The organism is Psychrobacter sp. 1Y4 (assembly GCF_051847555.1).
The window spans coordinates 42,902-58,630 of sequence record NZ_JBPYDE010000003.1; the positions used below are offsets into that span (position 1 = coordinate 42,902).

11 protein-coding genes are annotated in these 15,729 nt (G+C 43.1%); 7 read left to right on the forward strand and 4 right to left on the reverse strand.

Annotated features, from left to right (window positions below; genetic code table 11):
• Window positions 1-256 precede the first annotated feature (256 nt).
• The 4 genes from ACS8FC_RS03015 to ACS8FC_RS03030 all read right to left on the reverse strand — a co-directional run bounded on the left by ACS8FC_RS03015 (window position 257) and on the right by ACS8FC_RS03030 (window position 4,049).
• A complete protein-coding gene (locus ACS8FC_RS03015) occupies window positions 257-1,057 on the reverse strand; it encodes a 3-hydroxybutyrate dehydrogenase (protein ID WP_439295833.1) in 801 nt (266 codons plus the stop codon).
• Window positions 1,058-1,121: 64 nt separating this feature from the next.
• A complete protein-coding gene (locus tag ACS8FC_RS03020; protein ID WP_439295834.1) occupies window positions 1,122-1,751 on the reverse strand; it encodes a CoA transferase subunit B in 630 nt (209 codons plus the stop codon).
• Window positions 1,752-1,855: 104 nt separating this feature from the next.
• Window positions 1,856-2,569 carry a CoA transferase subunit A gene (locus ACS8FC_RS03025; RefSeq protein WP_439295835.1) on the reverse strand — a complete coding sequence of 238 codons (714 nt, stop codon included), beginning with the start codon at window positions 2,567-2,569 and terminating at the stop codon, window positions 1,856-1,858.
• A 139-nt stretch (window positions 2,570-2,708) separates the two neighbouring features.
• Entirely contained in the window at window positions 2,709-4,049 is a 1,341-nt protein-coding gene (locus ACS8FC_RS03030; protein WP_439295836.1) for a short-chain fatty acid transporter, read from the reverse strand.
• A 392-nt stretch (window positions 4,050-4,441) separates the two neighbouring features.
• Between ACS8FC_RS03030 and ACS8FC_RS03035 the strand changes: the two genes are divergently transcribed.
• The 7 genes from ACS8FC_RS03035 to ACS8FC_RS03065 all read left to right on the forward strand — a co-directional run bounded on the left by ACS8FC_RS03035 (window position 4,442) and on the right by ACS8FC_RS03065 (window position 15,581).
• On the forward strand, window positions 4,442-5,923 hold the full coding sequence (locus ACS8FC_RS03035; RefSeq protein ID WP_439260577.1) for a GntP family permease: 1,482 nt from the start codon (window positions 4,442-4,444) through the stop codon (window positions 5,921-5,923).
• Window positions 5,924-6,160: 237 nt separating this feature from the next.
• Window positions 6,161-8,281: a methionine--tRNA ligase gene (gene metG, locus ACS8FC_RS03040; protein WP_439295837.1), complete on the forward strand. Its 2,121-nt coding sequence runs from the start codon at window positions 6,161-6,163 to the stop codon at window positions 8,279-8,281.
• Between the two features lie 428 nt (window positions 8,282-8,709).
• Window positions 8,710-9,756 (forward strand): ABC transporter substrate-binding protein, encoded by a 1,047-nt coding sequence (locus tag ACS8FC_RS03045; RefSeq protein WP_439295838.1) that lies wholly within the window; start codon window positions 8,710-8,712, stop codon window positions 9,754-9,756.
• 77 nt (window positions 9,757-9,833) lie between these two features.
• On the forward strand, window positions 9,834-10,874 hold the full coding sequence (locus ACS8FC_RS03050; RefSeq protein ID WP_439260574.1) for an ABC transporter substrate-binding protein: 1,041 nt from the start codon (window positions 9,834-9,836) through the stop codon (window positions 10,872-10,874).
• A 286-nt stretch (window positions 10,875-11,160) separates the two neighbouring features.
• Window positions 11,161-12,060: an ABC transporter permease gene (locus ACS8FC_RS03055; RefSeq protein WP_439260573.1), complete on the forward strand. Its 900-nt coding sequence runs from the start codon at window positions 11,161-11,163 to the stop codon at window positions 12,058-12,060.
• A gap of 69 nt (window positions 12,061-12,129) precedes the next feature.
• Complete coding sequence (locus ACS8FC_RS03060) at window positions 12,130-12,924, forward strand: ABC transporter ATP-binding protein (protein WP_299216624.1); 795 nt, start codon at window positions 12,130-12,132, stop codon at window positions 12,922-12,924.
• 281 nt (window positions 12,925-13,205) lie between these two features.
• A complete protein-coding gene (locus ACS8FC_RS03065; protein ID WP_439295839.1) occupies window positions 13,206-15,581 on the forward strand; it encodes an FdhF/YdeP family oxidoreductase in 2,376 nt (791 codons plus the stop codon).
• Window positions 15,582-15,729 lie beyond the last annotated feature (148 nt).

Below are 15,729 nucleotides of genomic sequence, written 5' to 3' on the forward strand. Positions count from 1 at the left end.
ATGGGCTGTTGGTTATAATTGAATATTATTTATAGAGTGATATGCATTGAATGTCAACTATAAATTTGAACTAAAGATTAAAATATGAATTGCTTAACTATCCCTGTGAATGATCAGCTTATATTATCATTATGATATTAATAGAAAAAAGCCTTAATAACCCTATCTTAATAGCCTTATAGAGCCATCGAGATAAAGTTACAAGGCTTTTGTTCTGTTTAAAGCAATATAAAGATAAATGTATTTATTCAGAAGATCAGTTCATAAACCAGCCATGACTGGCAACGATAGACTGCCCTGTAAATACGTTACTTGGGAACGCTGCTAAAAATAGCGCTAACTGAGCAATATCCTCGACAGTGGTAAACTCTTTATCGACAGTATTGACTAACATAATATCGTTAACGACTTCCTCTTCGCTGATACCTTTTTCAGCCGCTTGCTCAGGGATTTGTTTTTCGACCAACGGCGTTTTCACAAACCCTGGACATACTACGTGCGAGCGCACGTTATGAGCTGCGCCCTCTTTTGCCAATACACGGCACAGCCCAAGCAGACCGTGCTTAGCGGTAACGTAAGGTGCTTTATAAAGTGAAGCTTCGTGCGAGTGTACCGAACCCATATAAATGACCGTACCACCTTTGTCTTCTTTATACATATGTTGTACGGCAGCTTTAGTAGTTAAGAACGCCCCGTCCAAATGGATAGCCAGCATTTTTCTCCAGTCATCAAACGCCATTTTACTAATTGGATCAATGATCTGGATACCGGCGTTAGAAACGAGAATATCAATACCACCAAAGGTATCGACTAACTGTTGTACGCCATCATTTACGGCATATTCTGAGGTGACATCCATAGCAATTGCAAGAGCACGTCCGCCAGCCGATTCTATGGCATCGACCGTTTGCTGCGCCGCTTCAAGATTAATGTCTGCAATACCAACCGCTGCCCCTGCTTTGGCATAAGTCTCAGCGATATCGCGTCCAATACCACTTGCAGAGCCTGTGATTAATGCTACCTTTCCTGTCAGATCTTGCTGTAATTCGGTCGCCATATTTTGTATTCCTTGATTAAATAGCTTTTTGAATGCCTGTGCTAGATATATTTATGCACCATAACTACTGAGCAATACTCACAGGCGTTTTTTCTTGCAGCTCATCAAAGCTCACACCGTTTGCAAGCTCAACCAGCTTTAAGCCATTATCAGTGACATCTAATACTGCAAGCTCGGTAATAATACGATCTACTACTCCTTTACCTGTTAATGGCAGCTCGCAATTGGCAAGGATTTTTGGATCGCCATGTTTGTTCACTTGTTCCATCAGTACAATCACACGCTGCACGCCAGCAACCAAATCCATGGCACCGCCCATACCTTTGACCATTTTTTTGGGAATCATCCAGTTGGCAAGATCGCCCTGCTCTGAGACTTCCATCGCGCCCAATATTGCCAGATTGACATGACCGCCACGAATCATAGCAAATGATTCTGAACTGCCAAAATAACTGGCACCAGGCTCTGCGGTTACTGTTTGTTTACCCGCATTAATCAAGTCAGCATCGACATTTTCAGCAGTTGGAAACTCACCAATACCTAATAGGCCGTTTTCTGATTGTAGCCAAACGTCCATACCTTCAGGGATATAGTTGGCCACTAAGGTTGGTAGCCCTATTCCTAAATTCACATAATAACCATCTTGTAGTTCTTTCGCGGCACGCTGTGCCATCTGCTCTCTTGTCCATGCCATGATATTTTCCTTATTTTTATACCAATCCTAAAAAATATTTTAAATAGCTATTTCATTTATTTATCTAAATAAGTGCTTAATCTAATACAGTGTCCAAGCAACATCTAAGCGCTTTCAACTGCTTTAGTTGTCGTTTTCTCAATACGTTTTTCAGGACTATTATTCAACACAATACGCTGCACAAAGATACCAGGTAAATGCACTTCATCGGGATCAAAAGTGCCTGTCTCTACGATTTCTTCTACTTCGACGATGGTGATTTTGCCAGCCATTGCACAGTCTGGATTGAAGTTACGAGCAGTTTTGTTGAATATCAAGTTGCCTGACTTATCTGCTTTTTGCGCTTTAATTAGCGCCACATCAGCACGCAATGTATGCTCAAGTACATATGTGCGACCATCAAAATCACGCGTCTCTTTACCTTCTGCGACAAGTGTACCAACGCCAGTTGCAGTATAAAAGGCAGGAATACCCGCGCCACCCGAACGTAACTTTTCAGCCAATGTACCTTGCGGGGTCAGCTCAACTTCTAATTCGCCCGCTAAGTATTGACGCTCAAACTCTTTGTTTTCACCGACATAGGATGAGATCATTTTTTTGATTTGACGAGTTTGTAGTAGCAATCCTAAGCCAAAGTCATCAACACCTGCGTTGTTACTGATACAGGTTAAATCTTTAACACCGCTATCACGCAATGCTTCGATCAACGCCTCAGGGATGCCGCATAGACCAAAACCGCCAATAGCAAGAGTTTGGCCGTCACTGACAATACCTTTTAACGCTTCTTCTGCACTACTATATACCTTTGATTGACTCATGGTTGACTCCTATAATTATCTGTTCGTTGATTTATATTCATTACGCATCCGTTCTATTATTGCTTTTAACTGATTCTATTAATTTTGCTAGTCTTTACATTTTGTACATGCTGATATGTCATTCCAGTTATACCACTAACTATACCACCAACCAAAATACACCCATAATAACTGCCCCTGATACGGCAAGCACTATTAGGCAATAACCCATAATAGCTCGAGCATCTAAGCCTGCAATACCCAATAATGGTAATGCCCAAAATGGCTGAATCATATTGGTCCATGCATCGCCCCAAGCTACCGCCATCGCTGTCACTGCTGGATTAACACCAAGCTCAACGCCAGCAGGTATCATAACAGGCCCTTGTACAGCAAACTGACCGCCGCCCGATGGTACAAAAACGTTAACCAAGCCTGCGCTTAGAAATGCAAAGATGGGAAAGCTGTCTGCTGAAGCAGAGTTGACGAAAAATTCGGTAACTTGTGTACTAATAGAGATGCCATTAGCGTTTGCTCCGGTCATGATACCCATGATGCCGCCATAAAACGGAAACAACAATACAATACCAGTGATGCCGCCTATACCTGAGTTTACTGCGCGATAATAACGCTCAAGCGTGCCATGCGATAACAACCCGACAAACAAAAATAGCCCAATAACTATATTGAGCCCTAAATTAAAACCATTACTACTAAATTCACTGATGTAGTACATCAAAGCCAACGCTAGCAAAATTATAGCGACTATACGGCTGTCATCCAATATTTGTGCTGGGGTATCTCTACGAGGCGATACATAAGCTTCTTTTTTAATGAGCTTGGGGTCGATAACAGTAGGGTTTTTGGGGTGCATAAAACGATTTAGAAGAGGCAAAATTACGACTAGCAAGCCGACAATAAGTAAATTATAACCAGCAAATACCGTCTGTGATAAAGGCACCGCTTCGGTCATGACATTACCCGATAGCGTGAGTAAAGTATCGCCGCCTGAGCTTAATGTTAGCGGTATCGATCCTGAAAAGCCCCCATGCCAGATAACAAATCCTGAATAGGCTGCGGCTACCAATAAGGGATAATCGACATTGGCGACTTTTCTGGCAAGTGATTTGGCAAAAATAGCCCCAATAATGAGACCAAACCCCCAGTTTATCCATGAACCAACCAAACCCACCAAGGTCGATACTATGATAGCGGTCGAAGGAGAATGAATACGGCTGGCAATATTATCCAGTAAACGCTGAATGAAGGGTGCACTAGCGAACGCATAGCCTGTCACTAATATGAGGGCCATTTGCATGGCAAAGCTATGTAGCGACCATAATCCATTACCCCAATGTCCAGCCATAGCAATCATATCCTGACCAGTAACGGCAAGACCAACAACAAAGGCAATGAGCGTTAAAATAATTGAGAATACGAACGGAGATGGCAAATAACGGTTAACCAGTTGTACACTGGCGTTGGTTATGGCATTAAACATATCCACATTCCTTGTCGATCAATGTTTGTTATTTGAGTCTTTTGACAATGAAATCTTGCTTAGCAAAAGCACTTCACAAATATGATAGCTTATCTGCGTTGCCAAATATACAGAATTTCCAAATATGCAAATAGTTATGTTAATACGTTTTATATCGATATATCATATGTAATTTTTATAATAACTTAACACATTATCCTTGCAGCGACTAGATAATAACGTTAAGAGTGTACCAGTCATCATAGTAACTCAGTATATGGTAAGCCAATATGTTATCAATGTGGATTTATGTTTAATATAAGATTATATATTGCTTATTTTGATTAATTTTATTGACCTACATTCATATGCCCTGCATAATCGCTGACTGAATTTTGCCAAGGAGGGCAGTCATGTTTAGCACATTTGCTATCATTATTACTTTATTTTTATTAATGTTTTTTGCTTATCGCGGTTATTCGGTGCTCATCCTAGCGCCGATTATGGCGACGTTAGCGGTCTTTTTATCAGGTGATTTTTTAAGTAGTATTCCCGCCTATACCGATGTGTTTATGGGGGCATTAAGTGGTTTTTTGCTTAAATTCTTCCCTATCTTCTTATTAGGTGCGCTGTTTGGACGGTTGATGGCAGACTCTGGCGCGGCGACAGCGATTGCCAATACCGTGGTCGAAAAGCTCGGTGCCAGTAAAGCCATTTTAGCCGTTATTTTGGTTTGTGCTATCTTAACCTATGGTGGTGTCTCGTTATTTGTCGTAGCGTTTGCTATCTACCCAATCGCCAAAGACTTATTCAAAGCCGCTGATATTCCTAAGCGCTTGATTCCGGCGGCGATTGCTTTAGGCTCATTTACCTTTACGATGACGGCATTGCCAGGCACGCCAGCGATTCAGAATGCTATTCCGATTCCTTATTATAATACCAACGTCTTTGCAGCGCCTATCTTAGGTATTATTGGCGGTACGATCATGTTCATTGGTGGGTGGTTATGGTTGCAGTCGCGCGCTCGCAAAGCCAATGCTGCAGGTGAAGGCTATGGTCAACATGATGATGACGTGGGCGTCGGTGGTATCGATGCTAAAAAAGAGCCTACAGGTGACACGACAAACAATACTGCACAAAACAACATCGCTAAAAGCAATCTAGCAACATCAAGCGCCATGCACAACACGCATCAAACCTCGTTTGCCATCGCCATGATTCCGCTGGTATTGGTCATCGCTCTAAACGCGTTACTTACTTATGCTGTTTTTCCGTCATTAGACTTTAGCGGCTTGCAAGCCCAGTTCCCAGACTTAAATATCGATGGATCACTTGGACTTTGGTCAATTATTATCTCGTTAGTTGTAGCCTGTATAGTTTTGATCGTATTGCGTATTGGTCATTGGAATAACCTACAAAAGACCATCAACCGTGGTACTTACGATTCGATGTTACCGATTTTTAATACGGCATCAGAAGTTGGCTATGGTGCGGTGATTGCATCATTGGCAGGTTTTCTTATCATTCGTGACAATATCTTAAATCTAAGCCCTAATAACCCGCTTATCTCAGAAGCCGTGGCGATGACCACGCTTGCTGGTATTACAGGCTCATCATCTGGTGGTTTAAGTATTGCACTGTCGACGCTCGGTGACGACTATTTAAGAATGGCGGTAGAAGCTGGAATTGATCCAGAGCTTATGCACCGTGTGGCAGTTATGGCAGCGGGCGGTCTTGACACTCTGCCCCATAGTGGCGCTGTCATCACGTTATTTGCTATTTGCGGCTTGACCCATAAACAGTCATATTTAAACCTTGCCATGGTCACCATGGTTATTCCGTTAATCGCTGTTACCTCTATCATTATCTTAGGTACGATGTTTGGTTCTTTCTAAACAAATCTATATTAATATGTGCATAAAAACCCACTTCGTACTTTACTTGGTGGGTTTTTTAACGTGATTAATTACCGAGGATTGTCACAAATTTGGTCGAATTACGGTATCATAGGCACAATTTTTAAATTTTTCCTTTTTTAAAAGCTTTACCATTGATAACATCGCGTCCGCCCGCCATAAATAGCGTGCGATGATGATAACTAACCCGTTTATATAAAAGTATAGGTGACAAAAGTGCGTGAGATTTTAGTAACAAGTGCGCTGCCCTACGCCAATGGCTATATCCATTTGGGGCATCTTGTAGAATATATTCAGACCGACATTTGGGCGCGTGCGATGAAGGCACAAGGCCATCAGGTTACGTATGTCTGCGCGGATGACGCACATGGTACGGCAATCATGCTAAAAGCTGAAGCCAATGGCATCACGCCAGAGGAGCAGATTGCCTCAGTTAAAGCCTCGCATGAAGCGGACTTTGCAAAGTTTTTGATTAACTTCGACAATTATCACACCACTCATTCAGAAGAAAACAAACATTTCTCTGAGCTGATTTATCGCCGTCTTAATAGCGCAGGGCATATCTCAACTCGCGATGTTGAGCAATTATTTGATCCTGAAAAGCAGTTATTTTTGGCCGATCGATTTGTCAAAGGAGAGTGCCCTGAGTGCGGTGCGCTGGATCAATATGGTGATAACTGTGAAGTATGCGGCACAACTTATGACGCGACAGATCTCAAAAATCCGTACTCGACGTTGTCTGATGCCACACCTGTGCTAAAAACCTCAAAGCATTATTTCTTTGACTTGCCAGAATTTGAGCAGTTTTTAAAAGATTGGACGCGTAGTGATAATCGCCTGCAAGTATCGGTCGCCAACAAACTCCAAGAGTGGTTCGAAGCTGGGCTTGCCAGTTGGGATATCTCACGTGATGCGCCCTACTTTGGTTTCCAAATCCCAGATACGCCAAGCGACGAGCCGGACAAATACTTTTATGTATGGTTAGATGCGCCAGTCGGCTACATGGCGAGCTTTAAAAACCTATGCGATAAGCGTGAAGGTACAGAGCAAGCGCTTGATTTTGATCGTTACTGGGCACAAGAAAACGAGCACAAAACAGAAGTTTATCACTTCATCGGCAAGGACATCGTGTACTTTCATGCGTTGTTTTGGCCGGCCATGTTAGCAGGTAGTGAGTTCCGTACCCCAACCGGCGTTTTTGCTCACGGCTTCTTAATGGTCAATGGCGAAAAAATGAGTAAGTCACGCGGCACCTTTATTAAAGCCGAAACTTACGCTGATCATTTACACCCTGAGTATTTGCGTTACTACTTCGCTAGCAAATTGTCTGATAAAGTCGAGGACATCAACCTTGATTTAGAAGACTTTATGCAAAAGGTCAACTCTGACTTGGTGGGTAAAGTGGTTAATATCGCCAGTCGCAGTGCCGGCTTTATTGTTAAAAAGTATGACGGGATGCTGTCGGACGTTTGCGTAGAGTCAACGCTGCTAGAAGATATTACCAAAACCGGTGATGAAATTGCTGCCGCTTATGAGAATCGCGAGTTCTCACGTGCCATGCGTTTGATTATGCAATGTGCGGATAAAGCCAATGAATATATTGACGAGAAAAAACCGTGGTCGCTTGCTAAGATCGAGGGTACTGAGCAAGAAGTGCAAGACGTATGCTCGGTGGCGATTAATATCTTCCGTCAATTGATGGTATATCTTGCGCCAGTATTACCTGAGCTGACGGCCAATGCCAAAGCGTTCTTAAATATTGAAGACTTAAGCTTTGCTAGTCGCAATGAGTGGCTACTGGGTCAAAAAATCAATAAGTTTAAACCTTTGATGCAGCGTATCGAAGAAAAAGATATCGAGGCAATGGTTGAGGCGTCAAAGGAATCTTTGGCTCAAGCCGCTATACCAGTTGCAAGCGACACAGATGCAAATAATGATAGCAAAGCTGCCAAAAACACACAGCCAGCTAACACTGATACTAATACTAATACTAATACTGAGCAAGCGGATTATATCGGCATCGAAGATTTTGCCAAAGTTGAGATGAAAGTGGCACATGTTTTAGAGTGCAATCACGTCGAAGGCGCGGACAAGCTACTACAATTTACCTTAGATGTCGGCGAAGACAAACCGCGCAATGTGTTTAGTGGCATTCGTAAGTTTTATGAGCCTGAACAGTTGGCTGATAAGAAAGTGATTTGTGTGACCAATCTTGCCCCGCGAAAGATGAAGTTTGGTGTTTCAGAAGGCATGGTGTTGTCGACTGGTGATCCCAAAACAGGTTTAACGGTCGTTACCCTGCCTGATGACTGTGTCGTTGGTGATACCTTGGCATAAGTTTTGAGTGTAATGTGAAATAATAAAAAAGATGTCTACATGGCATCTTTTTTTGTGTCTTTTTGAATTTGTGTATTTTTTATAACGTAATGGCTAAAAACCGCTTTATATTGCTTTATAAAAGTGCCACAGCATTGTTTAATAATACCTATGACGAATGCGCTTTAATTTTTTATTGCGATAACTTACATTACTGTCATAATATAGGGGTTACATAGAATTCAGCTCCTATACATAACGATCGACGGAACGATTGCTTTATTGTTAACCTGCTATTTTGACATCAACATAGCATTGAACGGACCAATCTGCATTCTCCAATACTACTTTAAAGATCAAAGATCACGAAGACGAGTGCAAGCACTACTATGATTAGGCTTGATGAATCTGGTTTTTGGAATTGATACAACTTATGAGTTAATCTAATAATGACTATTGCTTCTACCCTACGCTTAAGCCTATATGGTGCTGCTATCAGCACCGCTCTTGGATTGATTGGCTGCTCAAACTCTACTGATACTGCAACAGCGACTAATGAAAATCCAGCAACTGATACTGACAAACCTGCCAAGACATTAGCCATCACTCAAATTGTCGAACATCCATCACTAGACGAGATGCGCCGTGGTATTATCGATGAGTTGGCAGATAACGGCTATGTCGAGGGCCAAAACTTAACCGTTAATTTCCAAAGTGCACAAGGTAATACGGCGACAGCAGGGCAGATCGCTAAGCAGTTTGCAGGCGACAATCCAGATGCCATTGTAGCCATCTCAACGCCATCTGCTCAGTCAATCGTGGCATCCACCAAAACCGTTCCAGTTGTTTATACTGCCATCTCAGACCCTGTTGCAGCCAAACTTATCGATGATAAGGGCGTTCCCATTCAAACCAACGTGACAGGCCTATCCAGCCAATTGCCTATCGAGCCGCAGTTAGAGAACATTCAAAAGATTGTCCCCGATGCAAAAACCATTGGCTACGTTTATAGCCCAGGTGAGGTCAACTCTGTGGTCGTGCTGAATCAGCTTAAGGAGGCGGCATCAACACGTGGACTCAAAATACTCGACGTAACAGCCAACCGACCAACTGATGTTGCTATGGCGACGCGCAGTCTTGCTGGTCGCGCTGATGTCATTTATACCTCGTTAGACAATAACGTCGTGTCTGCATTCGAGGCGATGGCAGGTGCAGCAAACGAGCTTGATATTCCAGTTATTGCTTCAGATGAATTTAGTGTCAGACGCGGCGCGACAGCAGCACTTGGGGTAAATGACTATGATTTTGGGCGTACTACTGGCAAAATGGTTTATCGCGTATTAAATGGAGAAGCCGTTAACACTATTAAACCTGAGGTTATGAACACGTTAACTTTGTATGCAAGCCCAAAGCACGCAGCTGAGCAAGGAGTGAGCTTATCAGAAGACTTACTAAAAGATGCCATCAACACTGATACTGATGTCGATACCAAATAAAAAGTAGTAAGATAACAATCAGCACGTCAATTATTTATATAGTGTACGGACACACTATTATTTTAGGAGCGAGACCCATGTTTTATCAAAACCGTTTTGGTCATTTCAATTTTAGCAAAGCCTTGTTATTAGGCGGTATGTGTACTGCCATCTTAACCGGCTGTAACCAGTCGGCACAAGATACGAGTGCGCCTGATGGTGCGGCTACTAGCGATGACGTCACAGCAATGAAGACTGTCGCTATCACTGCCATTGTCGAGCATCCAGCACTTGATAGTGTTCGTAAAGGTGTCATCGACGAATTAAATGATGCAGGGTTTAAAGACGGTGAAAACTTAACGGTCAACTTCCAAAGTGCTCAAGGCAATACAGCGACAGCAGGTCAGATTGCTAAGCAATTCGTTGCAGATGCGCCTGATGTTATCGTCGCTATTGCAACCCCGTCTGCTCAGTCTGTTGCTGCCTCTACCAGCAGTATCCCGATGGTATTTTCAGCCGTGACTGACCCAGTAGCAGCCAAACTGGTGTCTAAGCTTGATGGCTCTGGCACTAATGTCACAGGTGCATCGGATGCCCTACCCTATGAGCCACAAATTGACTTAATGCGTCAAATCATACCCGATCTCAAAAACGTCGGTTATGTCTATAGTCCAGGCGAAGTCAACTCAACCATCATTTTGAAAAACTTAAAAGAAAAACTGACGCCACTTGGTATCAATGTGCATGAAGCGCCGGCTCAGCGTAGTAATGATATTGCGATGGCTGCACGTAGCCTTGAAGGTAAGGTCGATATGATCTACACCTCAACCGATAACAACGTGGTATCAGCTTACGAGTCATTATATCAAATCGCTAAAGAAAGTAAGATTCCATTGATTGCGTCAGATACCAGCTCAGTTGAGCGCGGTGCCGTTGCAGCCTTAGGTGTGAATTATTACGATCTTGGCCGTGAGACTGGAAAAATCGTAGTACGTATCTTAAATGGTGAAGAAGCAGGTGCTATACCTGTATATACACCGCAAATGCTTGACTTGTATGTCAGTCCAACACATGCAAAAGAAGAAGGTATTAGCTTATCACAAGCCGTCATCGACCAAGCAAAAGAAGTGGTAGAATAGCGCACCTTTGTAGGCTGCCTAAAATTAAAACCGTAAAACAGACGGTAATAGCGAGCACAATGAATATCGCCAACTATCATCTGCTTTGATGTTCAATAGCGACATGTTTTGATTTACCCTAACCGCAGATTACTTAATCTGTTAAATTCACCACTTAGACGTTTAGCTAAGATTGGCTTCTATGTTGCTGGGACAAACAGTATTGGCAGACACCATTTATTGGTTTTACCAGTCAATCATTAGAATGCGATTCGCTAAACGCCTGGTTATGACTTACTGATCTCTTATGTCTTTAATCGCTTTTTTTGGTGCGCTTGAAAGTGGTCTGATTTACGGCCTCGTAGCACTTGGTGTGCTAATCTCATTTCGTACCCTCGATTTTCCCGACTTAACCGCTGATGGAAGTTTTCCGTTAGGTGGCGCGGTCGCTGGTATCTCTATCGTCGCTGGTATTAACCCGTGGCTTGCCTGCGTTTTTGGTATGCTGGCAGGGTCAGTCGCTGGTATCGTCACAGCATGGTTGCATGTCAAGCTAGGTATTTTACAGCTGCTTGCCAGTATTTTGGTCATGGTTGCCCTATATTCTGTCAACTTACGTATCATGGGCGCACCCAATCTACCACTGCTTGGTGAAACCACCGTATTTAGCTCACTTGTGACTGATGGCAACGGTTATTGGATGCGCTGCTTAATTATTGGCGTCGTTATCTTGCTTGCCAAGCTACTGTTAGATTGGTTTTATAGCACCGAAACTGGTTTGTCCATGCGCGCGACTGGCTCCAACCTTCGCATGGCACAAGCACAAGGTATCAACACCTCGTGGATGACTATTATCGGTATGGCAGTCTCTAATGGTTTGATCGCTTTAGCCGGAGCGCTGTTTGTGCAGACGCAAGGCGGTGCAGATATCTCTATCGGTATTGGTACCATTGTCATTGGTCTGGCAGCAGTGATCATCGGTGAGACCATTATTCCTGCCAAACGCATTTGGCTCATTACTTTTGCTGTAATCGTTGGCGCAGTACTGTATAAGTTGTTTATTCAGGTTGCGTTATCAAGTGATACGCTACGTAGTATTGGCTTTGGTCCACAAGATTTGAACTTAATTACTGCTTTACTCGTCGTATTGGCATTAGTATTGCCAAAAGCTAAAACTAAGTTTTTATCTCGTAGAGTTCGCGCTTGATGATGCTTAAGATAGCCATACAAGCTTGAAGAAGCTTTTAGCTTAAAGAGATGACAAGGAACCACGATTATGATGCAAGCCACAGATTTACGGTTAACTTTTAACCCAGGCACGCCTATCGAAAACCCTGCCCTACGCGGTATCAATCTAAACATTGCTGATGGTGAGTTTGTCACTGTCATCGGTACCAATGGCGCTGGTAAATCAACTTTTTTAAATGCAGTCAGTGGTACCACACGTGTTGATAGTGGTTCAATATTATTGAATGGCATTGATGTCACCAAAAAAACCGCTCATCAGCGCGCTCATTGGGTCGCGCGTGTGTTTCAGGATCCGATGGCGGGCACTTGTGAAGCCTTGACTATCGAAGAGAATATGGCGCTCGCCTATAAGCGCGGCGGCAAACGAGGACTGAATTTTGCATTGAACCAAAATAACCGTGACCTGTTCCGAGAAAAACTATCAGTCTTGAAATTGGGGTTAGAGAAGCGTCTAACCGACCGCATGGGACTGCTGTCAGGTGGACAACGTCAAGCGGTTAGTTTGCTTATGGCCTCATTGCAGCCTTCTAAGATTTTATTGCTAGATGAGCATACTGCTGCGCTTGATCCTAAGACAGCGGCGTTTGTTTTGGAGCTGACAGATAAAATCGTGACAGACAATAATCTCACGACTATGATGGTTACCCATTCCATGCAGCAAGCCTTAGCACATGGCACACGTACCGTTATGCTACATCAAGGACAAGTGGTCTTAGATGTTGCTGGCGATATTCGTCGTGGTATGACTGTCCATGATCTTCTCGATATGTTTGAGCAAACACGCGGTGAAAAGGTCGAAGATGATAGCTTGATTTTGAGTTGAACAACTCAGCTAAATAGTTTGGATTTAAAAAGTAAAAACGCCTGTCTAGTAGCAGGCGTTTTTTATTGGCTGAAAAATCTCAAGTTCTAATTGTATTTTAAGTTTCAACATACTCATTTTTCTACCTTTTTATGAGTTATAAACAGTTTATTAATATCTATCCAAATACATACTTCTTGAAGGTTTTTTGTTATCTATAGTTAATTATATACAAACTTCTCGTTAGTCACTATATAGTTGTTATATAAGCTTATTTGCCACCATTTACTATGAGGTTTGTTATGCGCAAAATTCCTATTTACTCTCATCCTGCTGCTGGTTGGCCAGCGCTCATTGCCTCTACTCGTAAACTTATGGATTATAAGGCCTTTGTGCGCGGTAGCTTAAGCATGTTGAAAAGCAATCAGCCTAAGACGGGTTTTGATTGTCCAGGCTGTGCATGGCCTGATCATAAGTCTCATAAAACACTTGATATTTGCGAAACTGGTATTAAAGTCATCGCTAGTGAGGCCATGTCTACTAAAGCAGATGCCAAATTCTTTGAAAAATATACCGTCAAAGAGCTCCAGAAATGGAACGGCTACGAGATTGAGCATAGTGGTCGTTTATCAGAACCGCTTCGGTATGATGCAGCGCAGGACCGCTATCTCCCTATCTCTTGGCAGGCTGCTTATGAGATTATCGCGAAAGAGTTGAATAAGCTTGACTCGCCAGATGACGCTTTATTTTATACCTCAGGGCGAGTAACGAACGAGCCTGCCTTTATGTATCAGCTGTTTGTACGCTGTTTTGGCACCAATAACTTGCCTGATTGCTCCAATATGTGCCATGAGCCAACATCCGTTATGCTGGGTAAGCAATTGGGTGTCGGCAAAGCCACGGTCATGCTTGAAGATTTTGAAAAGGCCAAACTGCTATTATCCTTTGGACATAATCCAGCCACCAATCATCCACGCATGCTTGAGATGCTGGCACACGCGCATAAAGAAGGCTGCCGAATCATCTCTATCAATCCGATGCGCGAACAAGGCTTAAAGGCTTTTAGAAATCCGCAAAAACCCACGCACATGGCAGCAGGTCAAAGTGATGAGATGACTGATGAAGTCGTCCAGATTCAAATTGGTGGCGATACGGCTTTGTTAGCGGGTATGGCCAAATGGCTGGTCGAGCATGACAAAATTGATCACAATTTTATTACCGAGCACACCTCAGGTTTTGAGGCATTAAAAGAATGGCTAACCGAGCAAACTTGGACAGATATTGAGCGCGGTAGTGGTATTGTACAAGCAGAGATTGTCAAACTGGCAAAATTGGTTGCCGATAGTCCAGCGACGATATGTACTTGGGGCATGGGCGTTACGCAACATGTGCAGGGCGAAGACAATGTGGCTATGATTACCAACTTGCTGCTGCTTATGGGCATGATAGGTATTGATGGTGCTGGCGCTTCGCCAATTCGCGGGCACTCTAATGTGCAGGGCGATAGAACCATGGGTATTCATGAACGCCCTAAGCAAAAACTTTTAGACAGCCTTGAGCGGGTGTTTGAACGTTCGATGCCGCAAGAAGATGGCTATGATGTTGTCTCAGGAGCAAAAGCTTTGATCGACGGCAAGCTTAAAGCTTTTATGGCTATGGGCGGCAACTTTGCAGTAGCAGCACCAAATACTAGTGCGATTCAACAAGCTTTAACGAACAACAAATTGAATGTTTTTGTTGGTACCAAACTTAACGGCACCATGCTGTATCCTGGTGCCAATAATATTATTCTGCCTTGCTTAAGCCGGATTGAAAGTTTAGTGACCGCTAAAGGCGAGCAGTTTGCCACCATCGAAGACTCTATGTGTCAAATTGTCGCGACCAAGGGCACTATTAAACCTGTTAGCGATACGTTAAAGTCTGAAGCGCAGATTGTCGCAGATATTGCGACACATGTACTAGGCTCGACAACCAATATAGATTGGCAAGCGATGAGTGAAGACTATGATGTGGTGCGTGATTATGTATCGCAAGCTATCGATGGTTTTGAGAACTTTAATCAGCGTATTCGTGATAGCGAGCGCGGTTTTCATCTATATCACCCAGCGCGTCATCGCGTATGGAATACAGATAGTGGTAAGGCTCAAATCGAAGTACCACAATATCCGATTACTTATGTTGCTGAGCAAATGGCTCAAAAGACTGCATCGACTGAACAGAAGGTTAATCCATCTCAAAATGAGCAACAAAAGGTTTGGCAGTTTACCAGTGTGCGTAGTCATGATCAGTTCAATACGATGATTTTTGGCTACAATGACCGTTATCGTCAAACCAACCGCCGTGATGTGCTCTTTATGCATCCTGATGAAATTAGCCGCTTGGGCTGGCAAAAAGGAGATAGCGTTATAGTGACGCGTCAAGACAGTAGCAACCAAGCACGTACTCTTGGTCCACTCGTTTTAACTGAGATGGATATTGCTTCTAATGCAATCGCTGCTTATTATCCTGAGTGTAATGATTTATTTGATTTAGACACTCATGCACCAGAGTCGCACATCCCAGCTTATAAATCCTCAACTGTGACTTTGGAGCGCGTAGCTGCTGATAGTCGCGAGCCAAGTAAAGTTGATAAGCAAGCACAAGTTAGTAGCGCAGATGGACTGGTAGCTTCGGCTTGATTTTTGCCATGGTCATTTTTTAGTTTAGATGGTGAGGCTTAAAATGAGGTAAATTGCGCTAAACAAAGAAGAAATCGTTATTAATATGAATACATTAACGAGGCTTTTGGTACTGTTTAGCGAAATTTATCTATTTTAAGACCGCTAA

Bases quoted from the DNA above. Each gene is read 5' to 3' on its own strand.
- ACS8FC_RS03015 (WP_439295833.1), bottom strand. From the start codon at position 1,057: ATGGCGACCGAATTACAGCAAGATCTGACAGGAAAGGTAGCATTAATC.
- ACS8FC_RS03020 (WP_439295834.1), bottom strand. From the start codon at position 1,751: ATGGCATGGACAAGAGAGCAGATGGCACAGCGTGCCGCGAAAGAACTA.
- ACS8FC_RS03025 (WP_439295835.1), bottom strand. From the start codon at position 2,569: ATGAGTCAATCAAAGGTATATAGTAGTGCAGAAGAAGCGTTAAAAGGT.
- ACS8FC_RS03030 (WP_439295836.1), bottom strand. From the start codon at position 4,049: ATGTTTAATGCCATAACCAACGCCAGTGTACAACTGGTTAACCGTTAT.
- ACS8FC_RS03035 (WP_439260577.1), top strand. From the start codon at position 4,442: ATGTTTAGCACATTTGCTATCATTATTACTTTATTTTTATTAATGTTT.
- ACS8FC_RS03045 (WP_439295838.1), top strand. From the start codon at position 8,710: ATGACTATTGCTTCTACCCTACGCTTAAGCCTATATGGTGCTGCTATC.
- ACS8FC_RS03050 (WP_439260574.1), top strand. From the start codon at position 9,834: ATGTTTTATCAAAACCGTTTTGGTCATTTCAATTTTAGCAAAGCCTTG.
- ACS8FC_RS03055 (WP_439260573.1), top strand. From the start codon at position 11,161: ATGTCTTTAATCGCTTTTTTTGGTGCGCTTGAAAGTGGTCTGATTTAC.
- ACS8FC_RS03060 (WP_299216624.1), top strand. From the start codon at position 12,130: ATGATGCAAGCCACAGATTTACGGTTAACTTTTAACCCAGGCACGCCT.
- ACS8FC_RS03065 (WP_439295839.1), top strand. From the start codon at position 13,206: ATGCGCAAAATTCCTATTTACTCTCATCCTGCTGCTGGTTGGCCAGCG.